The following is a 21,470-nucleotide window of genomic DNA, read 5'->3' on the forward strand; positions in this document are numbered from 1 at the left end:
CGACATGTTCGCAGGAGGGGAGGCGACCATGGAGCGCATGGCGCGACTGGGCACCGGCATCGGATGGCGGCCGGAGATCGCGGACGTGGTCGAGGGGATGCCCGGCATCGAGTGGGTCGAGGCCGTGTCGGAGAACCTGTGTCCCGGGCATCTGCCCGACTCGCTGCTGCGGCTGCGCGAGCGCGGGGTGACCGTCGTGCCGCACGGGGTCTCGCTCGGGCTCGGCGGCGCGGAACGGCCGGACGCGGGGCGGCTGGCGGCGCTGGCCGAGCGGGCTCTGCTGCTCGGGTCGCCGCTGGTCACCGAGCACATCGCCTTCGTGCGGGCGGGCGGCGCGCTGACCGCCTCGCCGCCGCTCGAGGCGGGGCACCTGCTGCCCGTGCCGCGCACCCGGGACGCCCTCGACGTACTGTGCGAGAACGTGCGCATCGCGCAGGACGCGCTGCCCGTGCCGCTCGCCGTGGAGAACATCGCCGCGCTCGTCTCCTGGCCGGACGAGGAGCTGACGGAGGGGCAGTTCCTGTACGAGCTGGCGGACCGGACCGGGGTGCGGCTGCTGATCGACGTGGCGAACCTGCACACCAACCACGTCAACCTCGGCGCGGACCCGGCCGACGCGCTCGCCGAGTTGCCGCTGGAGGCCATCGCCTACGTCCATGTCGCGGGCGGCTTCGAGCGGGACGGCGTCTGGCACGACAGCCACGCCCACCCCGTTCCGCGGCCGGTGCTGGACATCCTGACCGACCTGGCCTCGCGCGTCGCACCGCCGGGCGTCCTGCTGGAGCGGGACGAGAACTTCCCCGACGGCGACGAGTTGCGCGGTGAGGTGGAGGCGATCCGCGTCGCGGTGGAGAAGGGGCGGGCGTCGCGTCCGGCGGCCACCGGAGGGCGGGCGTCGCGTCCGGCGGCCACCGGAGGCCGGGCGTCCCGTACGGCGGCCACCCCGGACCGGGCGCCCCACCCCTCGGGTTCCGGCTCCGGCGCCGCCGCCGCCGACGCCGTACGGCAGCGGCTCGGGCTCGCGCAGGCCGCGCTGCTGTCGGCGCTGGTCGCGGGGACACCGGTGCCCGAGGGGTTCGACCGGGTGCGGATGGGCGTGCAGGCGCGGGCGCTCGCCGGGAAGCGGGCCGACGTGGTCGGCAGGGTCGCGCCCGAGCTGCCGGTGATCCTGGGCGCGCGGTACCGGCCGGCCTTCCTCGCGTACGCGCAGGGGTGCCCGATGACCGGCGGCTACCGCAGGGACGCCCTCGACTTCGTGGCGCACCTGCTGCGGACGGTGCCGGGGGAGATCGAGGACCCGGGGGTACGGCGGGAGTTGCGGGAGTGGTGGCTGGAGCGGTCGGGGCCGGTGCCGCGGTCGACGCGTCCCGGTGTGCGGCTGGCCCGTGCGACCAGGCGCGTTCTGCTGCGCCGCTGAGCCCGGGGCGGCCCCGGGCGGGACATCACCAAACGGAACGTCACATACCCACAACACCGTGTCCCGGAATGTGAACAGGGCATGGCGCCGGCGAAAGCCTTTGGCATAGAAGTACGGCATGTTCTGGGTCCTTTTCCTCCTGTCGGCCTGGGCCGTCGCCGGCCTCGCGTGTCTGCGGCTGTGCCTGGCCGCCGTGCGCGCGGCGGCCGTCGACCCGCACGCCGCCGTCCGTGAGCACACGCTGACGCTGTACGAGGCGGCGTTCCTGTCCGGCGGCCCGCGACGGGTGGCCGACCTGACGCTGGTCTCCATGGCGCGCCAGCGGCGGCTGCTGCTCGCGCACACCGGCTGGGCGACGGTCGTGGACCCGTGCGGCCGGGACGACATGGAGCGGTCGGTCATAGGGGCGATAGGGCCCGGGGGGCAGTCCCGGATAGCGCCGGTGCGGGCCGCCGCGGCCGCCGCCGACGCGGTACGGACTCTGGCCGACCGGCTGGTCGGGGCGGGCCTCGCCGTGCCCGACGGCGGCGCCGGTGGCGTCGCGGCCGGGGTGCGGCGGGTGCGGATCGCCGCGGCGACCGTGTGCGGGCTCGGCCTGGTCGCCCTGGCACTGCCGCTGCCCACCACCGAGCCGCGCCTGCTCATCGCCCTCTGGTTCGCGCTGCCGCTCACCCTGACGCTCGGGTGCCTGGCCATCACGCGCGTGGAGATCCACCCGTACGCCCGCTGGGCCTCCCCCGCCGGGCAACGGCTGGTCGGCGCCCTCGTCCGGCAGGCCGACGGCAGGGGGGACGACCGGACCTTCCTCACCTCGGTCGCTGTACGGGGTGTCCACGCGGTCGGCGAACCGGACCTGCGCGCGGCCTTCGCCCACCGCGAGAAGTACGCCGGGGACCACTGGGAGCGCCAAGCCTGACCCGCCGGGGGCGTACGGGGGCACTCGGCGCCGACACCCGCGGGCGGTGCTTGCCCTGCCCGGCCGCCGCACCAAACATCCCTTGTGTCACACCGTGCACCGAAGGGATACGCGATGCGAGCTGCCGCCCTCTACTCGGCCGCCGGGTCCTTGCTGCTCACCGCTCTCGCCGCCGCTCCGGCCCGGACGGAGCCCGCGGCCGGGCCCGGGTCCGCCGAGGCGCACGGCACCGCCGTGGCCGCCCGGCGCGCGGCGGCGGCCGGGATCGAGTTCGGGGCGTGCCCGAGGGCGGAGGAACTGCCGGACAGCATGCGCTGCGGCACGGTCACCGTGCCCCTGGACTACGCGCACCCCGACGGGAAGCGGATCGAGCTGACCGTGAGCAGGGTGCGGGCCACCCACAAGGATCCGGACGACGGCGGTCGGGAGGTGCCCGGCCAGGGTGCCCTCCTCTACAACCCGGGCGGTCCCGGCGCCTCCGGGCTCTACTTCCCCCTCGTGGGCATGGTGCCCGAGTGGAAGCGCGTCGCCGCCGCCTACGACCTCGTCGGCTACGCCCCGCGCGGCGTCGCGCCCTCGGCGCCGCTGTCCTGCCGGGACCCCGGGGACTTCTTCAAAGGGCCGCGGCCCGCCCCGACGCAGCCCTCGGACGCGTACAAGAGGCAGCGCGCCGCCGAGGCCGAGGCGTACGCGCGCGACTGCGCGAAACGGGGCGGGGAGGCGGTGCGGCACTACCACTCGCTCAACAACGCCCGGGACCTGGAGGTCGTCCGCGCCGCGCTGGGCGAGCGGCGGCTCACCTTCATGGGCGCGTCGTACGGCACCTACCTCGGGGCCCTGTACGCCGAGCTGTTCCCCTCGCACGTACGCCGGATGGTGTTCGACGCGGTGGTCGACCCGGACCCGGAGCAGATCTGGTACCGCAACAACCTCGATCAGTCGGAGGCGTTCGAGGACCGCTGGGACGACTTCAAGGAGTGGGTCGCCGAGCACGACGCCGTGTACGGGCTCGGCGACACGGCGCGGCAGGTGCAGGACGGTTACGAGGAGGCGAGCGCGCGGCTGGCGGCGGAACCCGCGGGCGGGACGGTGGGGCCCGCGCAGTTGCAGGGCGCGATGCTGAAGGCGGGGTACTACGACGACTACTGGCCGCACCGCGCCGAGGCGCTGTCGGCGTACCTGAAGGGCGATCCTCAGCCGCTGATCGACCAGGCGGGGACGCGGACCGAGGAGGGCGCCGTCGCGGCGGAGAACTCCAACGCCGTGTACACGGCCGTCGAGTGCAACGACGCGCCCTGGCCGGCCGACTTCGAGGTCTGGGACCGGGACAACACGCGGCTGGCCCGCCGGGCGCCGTTCGAGACCTGGGACAACGTGTGGACGAACCTGCCGTGTGCCTACTGGCAGGGGCCCCGGCAGCAGCCGCTCGACGTGCGCACCGCGCCGGGTGAGCTGCCGCCGACGCTGATCCTGGCCGCCGAACGGGACGCGGCGACGCCGTACGAGGGTGCGCTGGAGCTGCGGCGGCGGCTGTCGGGCTCGGTGCTGGTGACCGAGCGGGACGCCGGGACGCACGGCATCGCCGCCGGCCCGAACGCCTGCGTCAACGGCCACCTGGAGGCGTACCTGCTGGAGGGCCGCCTCCCGGCGCGGGACACGTCGTGCGCCCCGCGCCCGGAACCGGAGCCGAGGCGGGCCGCGGCGCCGAAGGCCTGACTAGGCGAGCCCGGCGACCAGGTCGCCGATGTCCTTGCGACGACCCGTGAAGAACGGGATTTCCTCGCGGACGTGGCGGCGGGCCTCGGAGCCGCGCAGGTGGCGCATGAGGTCGACGATGCGGTGCAGTTCGTCGGCCTCGAAGGCGAGGATCCACTCGTAGTCGCCCAGCGAGAAGGAGGCGACCGTGTTGGCGCGCACGTCCGGGTAGCCGCGGGCCATCTTGCCGTGGTCGGCGAGCATGCGGCGGCGGTCCTCGTCGGGCAGCAGGTACCAGTCGTAGGAGCGCACGAACGGGTAGACGCTGATGTAGTTGCGCGGCGTCTCGTCGGCCAGGAAGGCCGGGATGTGCGAGCGGTTGAACTCGGCGGGGCGGTGCAGCGCCATGTTCGACCAGACCGGCTCCAGCGCACGGCCGAGCCTGGTGCGGCGGAAGAGGTTGTACGCCTCCTGGAGCTGGTCGGCGGTCTCGGCGTGCCACCAGATCATCAGGTCGGCGTCCGCGCGCAGCCCGGACAGGTCGTAGGTGCCGCGGATCGTCACGTCCTTCGCGGCGAGCTGGTCGAACAGCTCCTGGACCTCGTCGGCGTACCCGGCGCGGTCCTCGGGGAGGGTGTCCTTGAGCTTGAAGACGGACCAGAGGGTGTAGCGGATGACCTCGTTGAGGTCCTTGGCCAGCTTGCCCTTGTTCGGGATCCGCTCGGCGGCGGGGGTGGAGGCGTCGTCACTCATGGCCCTATTCTCCCGCTCCGCCGTGCAGACTCTGCACCGGGTGGGCCGTGAGCTCCTCCACACCGCGCAGGTCGCCCCGGATCTGGTCGACGGCGGCGTACGCGCTCGCGATGCTCGCCGGGATGCCGACGCCGTCGTAGGCCGCGCCGCACACCGCGAGGCCGGGCAGCTTCGCGACGTGCTCGCGGACGCGGGCCACGCGCGCGTGGTGGCCGACGGGGTACTGCGGCAGGCCGTCCTGCCAACGGGTGACGCGGGTGGCGACGGGCTCGGCGGTCAGGCCGGTGGCCTCCGCGAGGTCGTGCCGGGAGACGGCGACGAGGCCCGCGTCGTCGCGGCCGAGGATCTCCGTGTCGCCGTACCGGCCCACCGAGGTGCGCAGGACGACCAGGTCCGGGTCCTCGTCGGCGATCCAGCCCCACTTGCGGGAGGCGAAGGTGGACGCCTTGATGGTGTGCCCGTCGACCGGCGGTACGAGGAAGCCGCTGCCCTCGGGGAGCGCGGCGGCGTCGGAACGGCGGTAGGCGAGGGTGATCAGGGCCATCGAGGCGTACTCCACCGCGGACAGCTCGGCCGCGGCGGCGGGCGCCTCGGCGCGCAGCAGCTCGGCGGCGGGGCGGGCCGGGACGGCGACGACGACCGCGTCGGCGTGCAGCTCCCGGCCGCCGGCGACGATCCGCCAGCCGGCGGACGCGGTGCGGCGCAGCTCGGTGACGGGCGCCTGCGTGACGATCTCGCCGCCGCGCGCGCGGACGGAGTCGGCGACGGCGGGCGGGAGGGTGCCGATGCCGCCCTCGATGCCCATGAACACCGGGCCGCTGGGCGGTGAGGTGGCCGTGCGGCCCTGGAGGGCGCGGACCGCCTCGGTGAGGGAGGTGTGGGTGCGGGCGGCCTCGAAGAGCTGCGGCACGGCCGAGCGGAGCGAGATGCGGTAGGCGTCGCCCGCGTAGACGCCGCCCAGCAGGGGCTCGACGAGGCGGTCGACGACCTCGCGGCCCAGGCGCGCGGCGACGTACTCCCCCACCGCCACGTCGTCGCCGACCTCGGTGCGGGGCAGCTCGGCGTCGCGCTCGATACGGGCGAGGCCCTCCTCGGAGAGCACCCCGGACAGGGCGGCGGCGGTGCCGGGGACGCCCATGACGTGGCCCTTGGGCATGGGGCGCAGGGCGCCGCGCGTCCACAGGGAGGCCGTCGCGGTGGACGGCGGCTGGAGGCGGTCGGCGAGTCCGGCGGCGCGGGCCAGGCCGACGGCCTCGGGGCGACGGGCCAGCATCGACTCGGCGCCGAGGTCGACGCGTACGCCGGCGATCTCGCCGGGCAGCAGCTTGCCGCCGACGCGGTCGGACGCCTCCAGGACGGTCACTCGGGCGCCGCCCTCCAGAAGGCGGTGGGCGGCGGCCAGTCCGGCGATGCCGGCTCCTACGACGACTACGTGTCCGGGCCCCTGTTCCGGGGGGAACTCACCCGCCGGGGTCTCACTTGCGCTCATGCCCCCAGCGTCTCAGACCCCACCGACACCACCCCGGGGCCGAACGACCCCGCCCCGGGCCCACAGGTCCCGCCCACCCCACGCCCCCGCCGTCCGCCGACATCCGCCCCGGCGCGCACCCAGCCATCCGCCCCGGCACCCGACCCCACGCCCGCCCGGAACGGACCCGGCCTGCGCCCCGCCATCCGCCCGCGCATCCAGCCCCCCCGCCCCACCCAGGCCACGAGAGGACCGGACGCCCGCGGCACCGGACCCGCACGCCCCGCCCCTCCCGTGCACCCGCCCGCCGCCGACGTCCCACCCCGGCGCGCGCCCCGCCATCCGCCCCGGCGACGGCCCCGTCGTCCAGCCCCACACCGGCCCGGGGCGCGTGCCTTCACCCGACCCCGACCCCGACCCCGACCCCGTGCCCGGACCCGCACCCGCACCGCGTCCCCGCGTCCCCGCGTCCCCGCGTCCGGGTATGCGTACGCCCTCCGCCCCCACCCCGCGAGTCCGGACCGTGATCTCTTCGGAACCGTTCCGCGCCGTCGTGCGCGGGCCTGTGCGCGTCGTAGAGGCATCAAGCCCGACTCAGCCCTGGGGGGACCCACGATGCAGGCACAACGAGCGACGACACGACGAGCGGTGGCCCGGAGGGCTGCCCCACCCGCGCGTGCCCTGGCCGGACTGCTGCTGGTCACGGCGCTCGCCCTCACCGGCTGCAGCGCCTCGGACGCCGGCTCCGACGCGGGAGGCAAGGCCGAGGCGGCCGCGCCGCAGCAGGGCTCGCAGGGGGCCGGGTCCCAGGCCGACGGCCGGGCGGGCGCCGCCGGTGAGGCCGGGGGCGACAACGCCGGGGCGAGCGCGCCGCCGAAGCTCGCGCCGACCCACATCATCCGCACCGTCTCGCTGAGCGTGCAGGTCGAGGACACGCCCAAGGCGCTCGACGCGGCCCGCACCGCGACCGAGAACGCGGGCGGTTACGTCGGTGACGAGAGCACCACCCGGGACGCGGAGGGCCACGAGCGGACCGAGGTGACGCTGCGCGTGCCCGTGGAGCGTTACGAGGACGTGCTGGACGAACTGGAGGGCGCCGGGAAGCTGCTCAGCCGCAAGGCGAAGGCCGAGGACGTCACCGACCAGGTGGTGGACGTGGACAGCCGCGTGAAGTCGCAGCGCGCCAGCGTGGCCCGCGTCCGCGAGCTGATGGACCGGGCGACGGAGCTGGACGACGTGGTGACCCTGGAGGGCGAGCTGAGTACGCGTCAGGCCGAGCTGGAGGCGCTGCTCGCCCGGCAGGCGGCGCTGAAGGACCGCACGAGCCTGGCCACCATCGCCCTCTCCCTGTCGGAGACGCCGGTGAGGCATGTGGAGAAGAAGGAGGACGAGGACCCCGGGTTCGTGGACGCGCTGGCCGGCGGCTGGGACGCCTTCGTGACGATGCTGCGCTGGCTGGCGGTGGTGCTCGGCGCGGTACTGCCGTTCGCGGCGGTGGCGGCGCTGCTCGCGCTGCTGTGGCTGCGGGTCGTACGCCCCCGGCTGCCGCGCCGTCCGATGACGGTCCCGGCACCCGTGGCGCCGCGTGCGGAGGCGCCGCACGGCGAGGAGCCCGGCGAGCGGGACTGAAATCCCCCGCCGCCGTAGCGTGTTCGCATGAGCATGAGCATGAACACGGGCCCGAGCACGGGCTGCGCGGGCGGTACGAGGGAACGACTGGTCGTCATCGGCGGCGACGCCGCAGGGATGTCCGCGGCGTCGCAGGCGCGTCGGATGAAGGGGCCGGACGAGCTGGAGATCGTGGCGTTCGAGCGCGGGCACTTCAGCTCGTTCTCGGCGTGCGGCATCCCGTACTGGGTCGGCGGCGACGTGGCCGAACGGGACGCGCTGATCGCGCGCACCCCCGAGGAGCACCGCGCCCGGGACATCGACCTCAGGATGCGCACCGAGGTCACGGAGATCGACGTGGCCGGCGGGCGGGTACGCGCGCGTGACGTCGATTCCGGCGCCGAGTCCTGGACGTCGTACGACAAGCTGGTGATCGGGACGGGGGCACGCCCGATCCGGCCGGAGCTGCCGGGCGTCGACGCGCCCGGTGTGCACGGGGTGCAGACGCTGGACGACGGGCAGGCGCTGCTCGACACGCTCGCACGCACGCGTGGCCGTCGCGCGGTGGTCGTCGGCGCCGGGTACATCGGCGTGGAGATGGCCGAGGCGCTGATCAACCGCGGTTACGAGGTGACGGTCGTCAACCGGGGCCGGGAGCCGATGGCGACGCTCGACCCCGACATGGGCCGCATGGTGCACACGGCGATGGAGGGCCTCGGCATCACGATGGTGAACGGCGCCGAGGTCACCAAGGTGCTGACCGGGGACGACGGCCGGGTCCGTGCGGTGGCCACGGAGGACGCCGAGTTCCCGGCGGACGTGGTGGTGCTCGGCATCGGCGTGCGCCCGGAGACGGGGCTCGCCCGGGCCGCGGGGCTGCCGCTCGGCGCGCACGGCGGGTTGCTGACCGACCTGGCGATGCGGGTGCGCGGCCACGAGAACATCTGGGCCGGCGGCGACTGCGTGGAGGTGCTCGACCTGGTCTCCGGGCAGGAGCGGCACATTCCGCTGGGCACCCACGCCAACAAGCACGGGCAGGTCATCGGCACCAACGTGGGCGGCGGCTACGCCACCTTCCCGGGCGTGGTCGGCACGGCGGTCAGCAAGGTGTGCGATCTGGAGATCGCGCGGACCGGTCTGCGGGAGAAGGACGCGCTGCGGGCGGGGCTGCGGTTCGTGACGGCGACCATCGAGTCCACCAGCCGCGCGGGCTACTACCCGAACGCCTCCCCCATGACGGTGAAGATGCTGGCGGAGCGGCGCACCGGGCGGCTGCTGGGCGTGCAGATCGTCGGCCGCGAGGGCGCGGGCAAGCGGGTCGACATCGCCGCGGTGGCCCTCACGGCCGGGATGACGGTCGAGCAGATGACCGCCCTGGACCTGGGCTACGCGCCGCCCTTCTCCCCGGTGTGGGACCCGGTGCTGGTGGCCGCCCGCAAGGCGGTGCGGGCGGTCGAGCAGCAGCGCTGAGCCAGGACGAGCGGGGCGCGGGGCCCTACGCCGTTCCGTTGATGCGGTCGATGGCCTGCCGCGCCTGCTCGGCCGGGGGCCGGGACGGCAGGGAGGACACCGAGGCCGGGCCGGTCGCCGGCACCGGGGCGCTCACCGCGGGCGGCTGCTCACCGGCCGGCCTGGCGTGGGACGCGGCCCGCGCGGAGCGCAGCCGGTGGCTCACCGCCTCGTCCAGTGTCACCGGCCGCTGCGTCTGCGCCGCCAGCCGTCCCGCCTCCTGGCCGAGCCGGGCGACGTCCTCCCAGGGCAGCCGCAGCACGAGGGCGACCTCGGCCTCGCCGTCGGGCAGGGCGTGCAGCGCCGGAGCCGGTGTGACCCGTTCGTTCATCGCCTGATCCTCACGTCGTCCCCGCGCCCCGCCTTCCCCGGGTCGCGGGCGGTTGAGAGGGCATACGTACACACGGACGGGGGCGTTCAACGCGGCGAACCGATTCACCGTCCGCGGGGCGGGCAGTAGTGACTCGTGGTCATCCCCGTCCATGACGTGAACCCGGCGCGCCGCACCCCGTGGGTGACGTACGCCCTGATCCTCGCGAACGTCCTGGTGTTCCTGTTCACCCCCGGCATGACCGGGTCGGCGACGGGCGACGGCAGCCTGGCGCAGATGTGCGACCTCCAGGCGTTCCTGGACCACTGGGCGGCGGTGCCGCAGGAACTGCTCCAGCACCGGATGCCGCGCCTGGTGCCCACCGGCGCCGTCGGGGTCGGCCCGCAGGGGCCGGGCTGCGTGGTCGCGCCGCCGGGCTACGACAAGTCGCCGGAGCTGAGCGTCCTGACGGCGATGTTCCTGCACGGCGGCTGGCTGCACCTGCTGGGCAACATGCTGTTCCTGTGGATCTTCGGCAACAACGTCGAGGACCGGATGGGCCACCTCCCCTTCCTGCTCTTCTACGGCGTCTGCGGCTACGCGGCCACCTACGGCTTCGCCCTGCTCAACGCCGACTCGGGCGCCCCGCTGATCGGCGCGTCGGGCGCGATCGCCGGGGTGCTCGGCGCCTATCTGGTGCTGTATCCGAGGGCCCGCGTCTGGGTCCTGGTCCCCTTCCTGATCTTCCTGCCGCTGCGCCTGCCGGCCTGGCTGGTGCTCGGCTTCTGGTTCGGGCTCCAGGCGGTCTACTCCTCCGGCGGGGCCGTGTCCGACGCGGGCACCGTGGCGTACGTGGCCCACGTCGTCGGCTTCGTCGTCGGCATGCTGATCGCCTGGCCGCTGAGGCGGGGCACGCCGCCTCCGCCGGAGCCGCGCGGGCTGCTGTTCGGCAGACGGGCGCGGCCCGGGTGGTGAGCGGCGGCCACGGCGGGCCCCGTGCGGTCAGGCCGGGGTCGCCTCGCTCGGCGCGACGGGGGCCGGGGCGGTCCAGCGGATGCGGGTGCTGCACAGCGCGACGGCGCCCGCCGAGGCGGCCACGGCGCCCATGCCCCAGGCCAGGTCGCTTGCGCCGGCGATGAAGCCGATGAGGGGCGGGCCGGCCAGCAGTCCCGTGGTGCCCATGGCGGCGACCAGCGTCAGCGCGTCCGAGCCCTGCCGGGCGGCGGCGGCGTAGACGCAGGGGGTCACGGCGGCGATGCCCAGGCCCATGCAGGCGAAGCCGGCCAGGGCCGGTGCGACGCCGCCGCTGACCAGCGCGACGGCGAGCCCGGTGCCGGCCACGGCGCTGCCCAGGAGGACGACCCGTCCGTCGCCCCAGCGGCTGCGCCAGCCGTCGGCGAAGAGGCGGGCGACGACCATCATCCCGGACACCACGGCGATGCCGAGCGGGGCGAGTTCCGCCGACGCCTTGGCGATGTCCTTGAGGTAGAGGGCGGACCAGTCGTTCATGGCGCCCTCGGCCACCGTGCCGAAGACCATGGCGCAGCACATCCACAGGGTCAGGCGGGAGGGGATGCTCCAGCGGCGCCGTTCGGGCTTCGGCTCGGCGGGGGTCTGCGCGGGGGCCGGGTCCGTCCCGTCGGGCGCGGTCTCCTCGTCGAGGAGTCCGGTGCGTGCCGTGGCGCCCAGTACGACGAGCAGGGCGACGGCGACCGCGAAGTGCGCCGTGACCGATTCGGTGGCGGCGGTCATGCCGGAGGCGAGCAGGGCCGCCAGCAGGGAGCCGGCGCTGAAGACGGCGTGCAGCCTCGCCATCGTGTTGCGTTCGTACCGTGCCTCCAGGGCCGCTCCCTGCGCGTTCATGGCCACGTTCAGGCAGCCGACGAGGACACCGTCCGCGCACATCACCAGCAGGGCCACGGGGTAGTCGGGGGCCGCCGCCAGGGCGAGCAGCAGCAGGGCCAGGCCCAGTTGGGACAGCAGGGCGAGCCGGCGCGAGCCCATGCGGCGCATCAGCCAGGCGACCGCCGGGAAGGACACCGCCGCGCCGACCCCCGCGGCCATCAGGAGCACCCCCACCTGGGCCGCGCTCAGGTCCAGGTCGGCCTTGACGGCCGGGATGCGCGCGGCCCAGGTGGCGTACTGGAAGCCGAGGGACAGGAACAGCGCGGCGGTCGCCAACTGGCCGCGCAGGAAGGGGTCGTGGAGTCGGGACACGCGCAATCAGCTCACTTCGCGCAGGGTGGGTGCGGGCGGGGAGAGGAACGGGCGGGCACGGGTCTGCCGGGCGGCCGCCACCGGTTTGGACATGTAGACGGCGTCGCCGCCGTACGCGTCGCCGGGCACCACCCCCGGCTCGGGCACGAAGCCGCGCGCCGACCAGAACGGCTCGGTGCCGCCCACGGCGACCAGGGAGATCCGCTGGTCCCCGCGGGCCCGGGCGGTGCCGGTGAGGTGGTGCAGGAGGTGCCGGGCGAGTCCTTGGCGGCGCAGGCCCGGGGCGACGACGATGTCGTGGAGGTGGAGGTTGCCCGGCGGGACGACGGACGGCTCTCCGGGCGGCCCCTCCGGCGGTTCCTCCGGCCGCGCCAGGTCCGGGTAGCGGTGCGGCGGATACGGCAGCGCGAGCACGTAGCCGGCCGTACGGGCGCCGACGTCCACGACGAAGCAGGTGTCCGGCGACACCGCCGCCCTGGACTGCAGCGCGGCGCGGCCCTCCGACAGGCCGAGGCCGGTGTAGGCGTCCCGCTCCAGCGTCACGACCGCGTCCCAGTCGCCGTCGGCGAGGGGGCGTACGCGCACGGGGTCAGTCATCGGCGCCGGTCCCCTCCGGACGGTCCGCCCAGGCGTGCGGGAGCGGGGCGAAGCCGTTGAAGCCCAGGGTCGTGTAGCTGGTCGCGTAGGCGCCGCAGGACAGCACCCAGACCGGGTCGCCGGAGGCCAGCGTCGCGGGCACCGGGACCAGTCCCTCCTCGTGGGAGTAGGCGTCGTCGCTGTCGCAGGTGGGTCCGGCGACGACGGCGGGGACGTACGGGCCGTCGGGGTGGTGGCCCGGGAAGACCAGCCGGTACTGCAGGGCGTCCATCTCGTACAGGCCGTTGAACTTGCCGCAGCTCAGGTACAGCCAGTGCTGCCGTTCGCCGCCCGCCGTCCGGCGTTCGGTGAGGCGGGTGACGTGGGCGCGGATGGCGCCGTGGTCGGCGACGAGGTGCCGGCCGGGTTCGACGACGAAGTCCAGGGGGCCGCCGTGGATCCGGCGCAGCTCGTCCATGCTCTCCCGGATCACCGCGAAGATCTTGTCCAGTGGCGGGTCGAGAGGGGTGCCGCGCCGGTCGCGGTAGCCGAGGGCGGGCAGGCCGCCGCCGAGGTTGACGTGGTCGACGCGGAGGCCGCGCCGGGCGAGGGCGCGCAGTACGTCGCCCAGGTCCTCGGCGGCGGCGTGCCAGGCCTCCCCCGTCATCTGCTGGGAGCCGACGTGCACGGACAGGCCCGCGGGCACGAGACCGGCGTCGCGGGCCGCTTCCAGCACCCGGACCGCGTCGCCGGGCGGGCAGCCGAACTTGTTGCTCAGCCCCCACACGGCGCCCGTGCCGCCGGTCGCCACCCGGCAGAACACGCGGGCGCCGGGGGCGTGTTCGGCGAGGGCTGCCACGTCCTGGACGCTGTCGGTGGCGAAGGTGCGCACGCCGAGCCGGTACGCCTCGGCGATGTTCCGGTCGGACTTGACGGTGTTGCCGTAGTGCACGCGGCCGACCGGTATCCCGGCCCGCAGCGCCTGCTCGACCTCGCCGGGACTGGCCGCGTCCGCGCCGGCGCCCCGGCGGGCCAGGGCGGTCAGGACCTCGTCGAGCGGGCAGGCCTTCATCGCGAACCGCACCTGTACGCCGGGGAGTTCGCGGCGCAGGGCGTCGTGCCGCGCTGCGATGCCGGCGAGGTCGTACACGAGCCGGTCCTCGGTGGCGGCGGCGAGGGCGGCGGCCAGGGGCTCGCTGAGGCCCGCGCCCGTCACCGTGCTCTCCGCGCTCTCCGCGCTCACCGCGCTCACCGCGGCTGTCCCGCGGGCGGAGTGGGCGAGGTGGCAGCGGCGGCGGCCACCATCCCCTCCCACGCCTCGGTGAGCAGGGCGAAGTCCGCCATGTCGTCGCGTGCCTCGTCGAGGAGGCGGGCGCGGCGGCCGGCCAGGTGGTCGGCGACGTCGGCGTACGGGCCGCCGAGCCGTCGGTAGGCGGTGTCGAGGGCGTCGAGTCTGCGGACGTTCTCGGCGGGGTCGAGGCCGGTGCTCTCGCGGGCCAGGGCGGCGACGGCGCCGGGGCGGGCCCGGCCGTGCTCGTCCAGCAGGGAGTCGCCCGCCTCGGCCATGCGGTCGTAGACGTGGTGGAAGTAGAGCATCGACAGCAGGAACTTGGCGAAGCGGGTCTGGTAGGCCAGGAAGCCGGGTCCCGTTCGGCGTTCGCCGGTGTAGTAGTTGACGATGTTGCGGTTGTGCAGCACGCCGGGCAGCCGGGCGTCGTGCACGAGGTGGATGAGGAAGTAGTCGCTGCCGATGGTGTCGCGGGCGGGCGGCAGCGGCACGCGTTCGGTGACCGTCGCGGCGTGGAAGGCGATGTTGCACATGTCCACGCGCATCGGGTCGACCACCGTCAGCGTCGCGTGGTCGGCCGTGAAGGGTTCGGTGCCGGCACCGGTGAACGACTCCTCGACCAGCTCGCGCTTCCGTTCGGCGGACCAGTGCTCGGGCGCCCAGAGGGAGACGACGTCGCGGTAGACGTCGGGGTCGGTGTCCCGTATCCGGGCGATGTCGACGGAGAGTTCGCCCACGAAGGAACTGCCGACCATGGCGACCCGCCGCTCCATCAGGTGCTCGGGCAGCGTCGACTCCGTGACACCGGCCACGGCGTCGGCGGCGCGTGCGCCGAGGGACAGCAGCTCGTGGTGGACGGGGAAGACCGTACGGCCGTCCACGCTCTGGTAGCGGCTGTCGGAGTCCCTGCGGTGGACGGAGTCGCAGCCGAGCGCGGCCGCGATCAGGAAGGCGCGGTTGGTGCAGGCGCCGTAGGAGAGCCCGTCGGGGAGCATCAGGTCGAGCAGCAGTTCGGGCTTGGCGCTGCCGGAGCGCGCCGTCACCCGGGTGAGGAAGTCGCGCTGGGCGGCCTCGTCGAGGTGGTGGGCGGTGACCCGGGGGTGCTCCGGCAGACGCCGCAGGGCGTCGGCGTGGGCGGTGCGGTCCTCGGCCGGACAGGAGTCGAGGACGAGGAGATGGACATCGATGTCGAAGTGGCCGGCGGCGTAGGCGGCTTCCTCGCCGAGGGCCGTGATCGTCTCCGGGCAGCGCCGGTTGGTGGGGAGGGTCAGGCAGATACGGCGCATGCGGCGTCCCCGGTGGCCTCGTCGGTCGCCTCGTTCATGTCGCCGCCGTCGGGTGCGGCGTCCGCGTGCCAGGACGTGAGGCCCAGCAACTTGGCGCCGAGATCGGTCAGTTCGGCGGGGCCGTAGCGTTCCGACTCGTGCCGGTGGGCGTCGCCCAGGAGGGTGGCGTTCCAGTCGGGGGTGGCGAGGGTGCGCCAGGAGTCGACGCGGGAGTCGCGCAGCCTGCGGTGGGTCTCCAGGGCGGGCATCATCGACAGGTACTGGACCGCGCGGACGCCCTCGCCGGAGACGTTGGGTGCGACGCCGTGGGCCAGCAGGCCGTTCCAGATGAGCAGGTCGCCGGCCTCCAGGTCGGGCCGTACGACGGGCATGTCCTCGCGGTCGATCGCGGGCCGGATGGGGTCCCGGTCGTCGGGCTGGAGGGCCTTCCAGCGGTCGAAGCGGCGGAACAGCTCGGGGCAGCACTGGAAGCCGCCGTGGTCGGGCTTGGTGTCGTTGAGCGCGATGATGCCCTGGACGCGCTGCGGTAGGACGCCCTGGGAGGTGTCGACGTCCCAGTGCAGTTCGATGTCGAAGCCGCGGTCGGGCTTGTCGATGAGCGCGCGGTCGCGGTTGCCGACGTTGGGCGGGTTGAGGTTGAGCCGGTCCAGGGTGACCCACAGCTCCTCGCAGTCCCACACGTCGACGAAGGCGTCGTAGACGCGCCGTGTCTGGCGGCTGTCCCAGATGAGCTGGTGGTGGTAGGCCTCGACGAAGCCGTAGATGTGCAGCTCGCGGTCGAGGTCGGAGCGGTACTCGCGGTCCTGGTACCAGGTGTCGGGGCGTTCGGGGTCGAGCCCCTGGAACTCCCAGGCGAAGTCGAGCAGCCGGCGCGCGGAGTCGGCGGGTATGGCCTCCTTGACGACGACGTAGCCGTACGTCTGCCAGTGGGCGAAGTCCTCCTCGGACAGCACCCGCAACGGGCGGGTCTTGCGGAGGTCGCGCAACTGGGTGCGGGCCAGGTAGGTGTCGGCGTCCGCGCTGAAGTAGGGCAGGTCCGACGGGGCTCGGTGGAGGTAGGAATCGGGCGTTGCCATGTGGTGCTCCAGATCCTCGCCGTCGCCCCGTGCGGGCAACGGCGGTGCGTGCGACGGTGGTCGGCCGTCGCACATGAGGTCGGTGGTGGCAGCGGGAGCCCGCTCGCGGCACGGGGCGGGAGCGGGGCGACGGGGCGGCTCGGACGGGGTGGTGCCCCGGCCCGCGCACCCGTCCGGAATGGTCGTCTCGTCCGGGGTGGTCGTCACGGAAGTCGTCGCCACGGCAGCGGTCTGCGCAGTCCGGCCGCGGCTGGTGTCCGGCGCGGAAACAGGAGTCGCAGCAGCCCCTCGCCGAACTTGCGCCTCACAATGGACTAGACCAAGGGAGGGTGTCAACACCCCTCCGGACTAGGCAAGTTGTTACTTCCGAGTTCGCTTCCAGGCGCCCTTGACACGTCTGGTTAACCTGAACGCGCACCGTCTTGGTCTATACCAAGAAACCACCCGAAAGGCGCGGCCGATGTCCTCAAGCAAGCACAGCAGCGCGTTGCGTCGGCTCGCGCTCTCCGTCCTGCAGCCGGGTTTCGTGGGCACCGAGGCCCCCGACTGGATCCTGCGCGACATCGGCGACGGACTGGCCTCCGTCGTGCTCTTCTCCCGCAACATCGTCTCCACCGAGCAGGTGGCCCGGCTGACCGGCCAACTGCGCGCCGAAAACCCCGATTTGATCGTCGCCATCGACGAGGAGGCGGGCGATGTCACCCGCATCGAGTCCGCCACCGGCTCGTCCCGGCCGGGCAACTTCGCCCTCGGCACCGTCGACGACGCGGAGCTGACCGAGGCGGTCGCCGCCGACCTCGGCCGGCAGCTGCGCACCGCCGGGGTGAGCCTCGACTACGCGCCGAGCGCGGACGTCAACTCCAACCCGGACAACCCGATCATCGGGGTGCGCTCCTTCGGCTCGGACCCCGACGTGGTCTCCCGCCACACCTCCGCATGGATCCGCGGGCTCCAGTCGTCCGGCGTCGCCGCCTGTGCCAAGCACTTCCCCGGCCACGGGGACGTGGCCGTCGACTCCCACCACGACCTGCCCTCCTACCCCGCCGGGCGGGAGGAGATCGCCGCCCAGGCGCTGCCCCCGTTCCGGGCCGCCGTCGCGGCCGGCGTGCGCGCGGTCATGAGCGGACACCTGCTGGTCCCGGCCTACGACCCCGACCTCCCGGCCACGCTGAGCCGCCGGATCCTGCACGGCCTGCTGCGCGAGGAGTTGGGATTCGACGGCCTGGTCGTCAGCGACGCCATCGAGATGGGAGCGGTCACACGGCGCCACGGCATCGACGGTGCCACGGTGAAGGCCGTCGCCGCCGGGGTGGACGCCGTCTGTGTGGGCGGCGAGAGCGCCGAGGAGGCCACCGTCGCGCTGCTGGTCAAGGCGCTGACCACCGCGGTGACGGGCGGGGAGCTGCCCGAGGAGCGGCTGGCCGAAGCGGCGGACCGGGTACGGGAGTTCGCCCGCTGGTCGGCCGGGCTGCGCTCGGCGGCCGGGGACGCCGGGACGACGGCCGGGGTCGGGGACGGTATCGGGCACATCGCCGCGCGCCGGGCCGTGCGCCTCACCGGCGCCGCGCGGGCCGCCCTGCCGCTGACCGCGGCCCCGCACGTGGTCGAGCTGGCACCGGTGACCAACATGGCCATCGGCAAGGAGACCCCGTGGGGCGTGGCCGGCCCGCTGCGGGAACGGCTGCCCGGTACGACCTCCGTGCGGGTGCGCGGGCAGGAGCTGGAGGAGGGGACGGTGGCGCTGGAGCGCTGCGCGCTCGAACCGGCGGCGGGGCGCCCGCTGGTGATCGTCGCCCGCGACGTGGCCCGGCACGCCTGGATGAGCCGTGCCGTGACCGGCCTGACCGCCGCCCGCCCGGACGCGATCGTCGTGGAGATGGGCCTGCCGGGCACCACCACCACCGCGGCCGCCCAGATCTTCACCCACGGCGCGAGCGCGGCCTCGGGGGTGGCCGCGGCGGAGATCCTGACAACGACGTCGGCGGGCTGAGCGGGCGGCCGCGCCCAGGAGCCCGGGGCGGCCCGGAAATCCGTCGCCGCCCGGAAGCGTGTCGCGGCACGGACATCCTGCGAGGCGAAGAGGCGCAGGGCGCCATGACACCCCTTGGTCGCTCCTCCGCCCTCCGTACTCACCGTCCACCGTGCGCACGGTCCACCGCGGTGGAGTACCGCCCGCGGACGCGACGCGCGGTCGGCGCCGCCCCAGGGCCGTGGGCCACGCCCTCGGCCGCGACGGGCTCGGCGCGCGCGGGCGGTCGGGGGCTCAGCCCGCTGTGCGGGGCGGCCGTCAGCGGGCGGTCTGGGTGTGGACGTACTCCACGAGGCGGGTCAGCGCGTCCGGGTCGGTGGTCGGCAGGACGCCGTGGCCCAGGTTGAAGACGTGGCCCTCCAGGTCCGCCGCCGCGTCCAGGATCTCGCGGGTCTTGGTCTCGACCGCCTCCCGCCCGGCGAAGAGGACGGCCGGGTCCAGGTTGCCCTGGAGCGCCTTGCCGGGGCCGACGCGGCGGGCCGCCTCGTCCAGCGGGACGCGCCAGTCGACGCCGACGACGTCCGCGCCCGCCTCGCCGAGCTGGCCGAGCAGCTCGCCGGTGCCGACACCGAAGTGGATGCGCGGCACGCCGTAACCGGAGACGGCGTCGAAGACCTTGCGGGAGGCGGGCAGCACCGAGCGGCGGTAGTCCGCCGGGGACAGCGCGCCGACCCAGGAGTCGAAGAGCTGGACCGCGCTCGCGCCCGCCTCGATCTGCACCTTGAGGAAGGCCGCCGTGATGCCGGCGAGCCGGTCCAGGAGGTCGGCCCACAGCTGCGGGTCGCCGTACATCAGGGCCTTGGTGTGCTCGTGGTTGCGGGACGGGCCGCCCTCCACGAGATAGCTGGCGAGGGTGAACGGCGCGCCGGCGAAGCCGATCAGCGGGGTCGAGCCGAGCTCCCGGGTGAGCAGACCGAAGGCCTCGGTGACGTAGGCGACGTCCTCGGGGGTGAGGTCGCGCAGCCGCGCCAGGTCCGCGCGGGTGCGGATCGGCTCGGCGATGACCGGGCCGACGCCGGGCTTGATGTCGAGGTCGATGCCGATGGCCTTGAGCGGGACCACGATGTCGCTGAAGTAGATCGCCGCGTCCACGCCGTGCCGGCGCACCGGCTGGAGGGTGATCTCGGCGACCAGTTCCGGCCGCATGCAGGACTCCAGCATCGGGATGCCCTCGCGCACCTTCAGGTACTCCGGCAGCGAGCGCCCGGCCTGCCGCATGAACCACACGGGCGTGTGCGGCACCGGCTCACGCCTGCACGCCTTGAGGAACGCGGAGTCGTACGTGGCGGTCGGCGGCTGGCCCGCGGGGCTCTGGTTGGCACTCACACCGGCAAGTCTCGCATGCCCCCGGAAGGGCACCGGACCACGGGTGGGGCGGCTCCCGCGCGCCCCCGCGGGACCGCGTGATCCGGACATCGCGCCCGCACGCGGGTGTCCCTCCCTGCACCGGGCCGCCGTTCCGCTTAATGTTCCCCGCATGGCTGCGGCTCAGGGACGACTGTCGGACGGCGCTGGCGGAATGGACGACGCGAAGGGGACCGAGGAAGAGGCCCGGCACAAAGGGAATCACAACGGAAGCAACGGAAGCAGCGGGAGCAACGGAAGCACCGGCAGTGGCGCGGGCGGCGGGAGTACGGTGCCGCCGGCCTTCACGGCCGCCGTGGAGGCGCTGAGGGCCGCGCGGCTGCGGCCGCAGATCGAGGTGGAGGCCACCCGCGCCCCGCAGCGGCTCGCCCCGCACGCCTACGCGCTGGAGGCCGCGGTCGTCGACGGCGACGAGGAGCTGGCGGACGGGCGGCTGGTGCTGCTGCACGAACCGGCCGGACACGAGGCCTGGCACGGGACCTTCCGACTGGTGACGCTCGTGCGGGCCGAGCTGGAACCGGAGATGGCGGCGGACCCGCTGCTGCCGGACGTGTGCTGGTCCTGGCTGACCGGCGCGCTCCAGGCACGCGGGCTGACGTACGGCGAGCCCAGCGGCACGGTCACCCGTGCGAGTTCCCACTACTTCGGAGGGCTCTCGGCCCGGCCGTCCGCCTCGCAGATCGAGATCCGGGCGTCCTGGACGCCGCGCGAGTCCCTGGGCGGCGTCCCGGACACCGCGGCGCACCTCTCCTCGTGGTGCGACCTGCTGGCCCAGGTCGCGGGCCTGCCGCCGGCCGCGCCGGGCGACGCCTCGGTCGTGACGCTGCCTCAGCGGCGCGGCCCGCAGTCGCGCTGATCCCAGCCGCGTTCTTTGTTTCCGGGCGTGGGACCCGCATGCCCGGAGGGGGTTCCGTCACTTTGTCGACACGACCACTTTCGGGCTCGTATCGACAAAGTGCGAAACCGTTCGATCTTCGAATGATCGACAGCGTGTCCGAATTGCTCGGATTGTTACTCACCAGATCGTGATCATTCTCTAAAGGCGGACGCCTTCGGTGCCGAAGACGACTGTGACCTTGAAAGCACGGTTCGTCCCGGCTTCCCCCATGAGCCGGCCCCGTCCCCGCACCCCAGGAGGCCTGGTGTCCGTTCTCCTCGAGCAGCCTGCAAGCCTGGTCGCCTACCGCCCGAACAAGCCGACCGCCATGGTGGTCGTGGCCGACCCGCGCGTCCGTTCCACCGTCACCCGCCACCTGTGGGCGCTCGGTGTGCGCGACGTCATCGAGGCCTCGTCCGTCGCGGAGGCTCGTCCCCGCATCGGCAACCCCCGCGACATCTGCGTCGCCGACGTCCACCTCCCCGACGGCTCCGGCCTGACCCTGCTGTCGGAGACCCGCGCCGCGGGCTGGCCCAACGGGCTCGCCCTGTCCGCCGCCGACGACATCGGCGCCGTGCGCAACGCACTCGCCGGCGGCGTCAAGGGCTACGTCGTCACCGGCACCCGTACCAACGTCGGGCTCCCCACCCGGCCGGGCGCCGCCCCCATCGGCGCCGCCGCCGCCCGCCTGCACCGCCGCCCCCCGGGCGCCCCGAGCCACCCGGGCGGCTACCGCGAGCTCTCCGGCCGCGAGGTGGAGGTGCTGCGCCTCGTCGCCGAGGGCCAGTCGAACAAGGCGATCGGCGTCTCGATGGGCCTGTCCGCCCTCACCGTCAAGAGCCACCTGGCCCGCATCGCCCGCAAGCTCGGCACCGGCGACCGCGCCGGGATGGTCGCGGTGGCCCTGCGCACGGGAATCATCCACTGACCGCCCCGATCTCCCGATCTTCCGCTCCCCACTCGCCGCCCCCACTCCCCCGACGACGCCCCCGTGAAGCCGATCTTTCACTGACCTGACTGGTTTACGACCCCCCGGCGCCCGCCGACGGAACGTTCCGTCGGCGGGCGCCGTCGATGCAC

Annotated in this window: 18 protein-coding genes; 9 read left to right on the forward strand and 9 right to left on the reverse strand. The window is 74.4% G+C overall.

What is annotated here, in order from left to right; translation table 11 throughout:
• Positions 1-37 precede the first annotated feature (37 nt).
• The 3 genes from D1J63_RS07920 to D1J63_RS07930 all read left to right on the forward strand — a co-directional run bounded on the left by D1J63_RS07920 (position 38) and on the right by D1J63_RS07930 (position 4,049).
• On the forward strand, positions 38-1,417 hold the full coding sequence (locus D1J63_RS07920) for a DUF692 domain-containing protein (RefSeq protein ID WP_125635311.1): 1,380 nt from the start codon (positions 38-40) through the stop codon (positions 1,415-1,417).
• Positions 1,418-1,535: 118 nt separating this feature from the next.
• Entirely contained in the window at positions 1,536-2,333 is a 798-nt protein-coding gene (locus D1J63_RS07925) for a TIGR04222 domain-containing membrane protein (protein WP_125628340.1), read from the forward strand.
• 114 nt (positions 2,334-2,447) lie between these two features.
• Positions 2,448-4,049: an alpha/beta hydrolase gene (locus tag D1J63_RS07930; RefSeq protein ID WP_164712761.1), complete on the forward strand. Its 1,602-nt coding sequence runs from the start codon at positions 2,448-2,450 to the stop codon at positions 4,047-4,049.
• On the opposite strand, the gene hemQ is transcribed toward D1J63_RS07930, so the two are convergent.
• Positions 4,050-4,781, reverse strand: a complete 732-nt coding sequence (hemQ, locus tag D1J63_RS07935; protein ID WP_125628342.1) for a hydrogen peroxide-dependent heme synthase — start codon at positions 4,779-4,781, stop codon at positions 4,050-4,052.
• Between the two features lie 4 nt (positions 4,782-4,785).
• On the reverse strand, positions 4,786-6,270 hold the full coding sequence (gene hemG / locus D1J63_RS07940) for a protoporphyrinogen oxidase (RefSeq protein ID WP_125628343.1): 1,485 nt from the start codon (positions 6,268-6,270) through the stop codon (positions 4,786-4,788).
• Between the two features lie 594 nt (positions 6,271-6,864).
• Between hemG and D1J63_RS07945 the strand changes: the two genes are divergently transcribed.
• On the forward strand, positions 6,865-7,878 hold the full coding sequence (locus D1J63_RS07945) for a DUF4349 domain-containing protein (RefSeq protein WP_125628344.1): 1,014 nt from the start codon (positions 6,865-6,867) through the stop codon (positions 7,876-7,878).
• A 33-nt stretch (positions 7,879-7,911) separates the two neighbouring features.
• The gene (locus tag D1J63_RS07950; RefSeq protein ID WP_206436806.1) at positions 7,912-9,327 is read left to right on the forward strand and encodes an FAD-dependent oxidoreductase; all 1,416 of its coding nucleotides are present in this window, start codon (positions 7,912-7,914) and stop codon (positions 9,325-9,327) included.
• Between the two features lie 25 nt (positions 9,328-9,352).
• On the opposite strand, the gene D1J63_RS07955 is transcribed toward D1J63_RS07950, so the two are convergent.
• Complete coding sequence (locus tag D1J63_RS07955; RefSeq protein WP_061441992.1) at positions 9,353-9,697, reverse strand: hypothetical protein; 345 nt, start codon at positions 9,695-9,697, stop codon at positions 9,353-9,355.
• Positions 9,698-9,832: 135 nt separating this feature from the next.
• Here D1J63_RS07955 and D1J63_RS07960 point away from each other — a divergent pair, with 135 nt between their 5' ends.
• Positions 9,833-10,651 (forward strand): rhomboid family intramembrane serine protease, encoded by an 819-nt coding sequence (locus D1J63_RS07960; protein WP_102932879.1) that lies wholly within the window; start codon positions 9,833-9,835, stop codon positions 10,649-10,651.
• A 27-nt stretch (positions 10,652-10,678) separates the two neighbouring features.
• On the opposite strand, the gene D1J63_RS07965 is transcribed toward D1J63_RS07960, so the two are convergent.
• Genes D1J63_RS07965 through D1J63_RS07985 form a run of 5 tightly spaced genes read right to left on the reverse strand, consistent with a single transcriptional unit; the run spans position 10,679 to position 16,119 of the window.
• On the reverse strand, positions 10,679-11,893 hold the full coding sequence (locus tag D1J63_RS07965; RefSeq protein ID WP_125628345.1) for an MFS transporter: 1,215 nt from the start codon (positions 11,891-11,893) through the stop codon (positions 10,679-10,681).
• A gap of 6 nt (positions 11,894-11,899) precedes the next feature.
• Entirely contained in the window at positions 11,900-12,490 is a 591-nt protein-coding gene (locus D1J63_RS07970) for a GNAT family N-acetyltransferase (protein ID WP_125628346.1), read from the reverse strand.
• Positions 12,483-13,712, reverse strand: a complete 1,230-nt coding sequence (locus tag D1J63_RS07975; RefSeq protein ID WP_241235686.1) for a type III PLP-dependent enzyme — start codon at positions 13,710-13,712, stop codon at positions 12,483-12,485. The genes D1J63_RS07970 and D1J63_RS07975 overlap by 8 nt, the downstream gene beginning before the upstream one ends.
• A gap of 5 nt (positions 13,713-13,717) precedes the next feature.
• Positions 13,718-15,043, reverse strand: a complete 1,326-nt coding sequence (locus D1J63_RS07980; protein WP_125628347.1) for a DUF6271 family protein — start codon at positions 15,041-15,043, stop codon at positions 13,718-13,720.
• A complete protein-coding gene (locus tag D1J63_RS07985; RefSeq protein ID WP_125628348.1) occupies positions 15,025-16,119 on the reverse strand; it encodes a YbiU family protein in 1,095 nt (364 codons plus the stop codon). The genes D1J63_RS07980 and D1J63_RS07985 overlap by 19 nt, the downstream gene beginning before the upstream one ends.
• Positions 16,120-16,579: 460 nt before the next feature.
• Between D1J63_RS07985 and D1J63_RS07990 the strand changes: the two genes are divergently transcribed.
• The gene (locus D1J63_RS07990) at positions 16,580-18,109 is read left to right on the forward strand and encodes a glycoside hydrolase family 3 protein (RefSeq protein ID WP_125628349.1); all 1,530 of its coding nucleotides are present in this window, start codon (positions 16,580-16,582) and stop codon (positions 18,107-18,109) included.
• 297 nt (positions 18,110-18,406) lie between these two features.
• Here D1J63_RS07990 and hemE read toward each other — a convergent pair whose 3' ends face one another.
• Positions 18,407-19,474, reverse strand: a complete 1,068-nt coding sequence (gene hemE, locus D1J63_RS07995) for a uroporphyrinogen decarboxylase (protein WP_125628350.1) — start codon at positions 19,472-19,474, stop codon at positions 18,407-18,409.
• Positions 19,475-19,625: 151 nt separating this feature from the next.
• Here hemE and D1J63_RS08000 point away from each other — a divergent pair, with 151 nt between their 5' ends.
• The gene (locus tag D1J63_RS08000; RefSeq protein ID WP_125628351.1) at positions 19,626-20,369 is read left to right on the forward strand and encodes a DUF3000 domain-containing protein; all 744 of its coding nucleotides are present in this window, start codon (positions 19,626-19,628) and stop codon (positions 20,367-20,369) included.
• Between the two features lie 286 nt (positions 20,370-20,655).
• Positions 20,656-21,318, forward strand: a complete 663-nt coding sequence (locus tag D1J63_RS08005; RefSeq protein WP_003972894.1) for a response regulator transcription factor — start codon at positions 20,656-20,658, stop codon at positions 21,316-21,318.
• Positions 21,319-21,470 lie beyond the last annotated feature (152 nt).

The organism is Streptomyces sp. KPB2 (assembly GCF_003950055.1).
Taxonomy (GTDB): domain Bacteria; phylum Actinomycetota; class Actinomycetes; order Streptomycetales; family Streptomycetaceae; genus Streptomyces; species Streptomyces salinarius.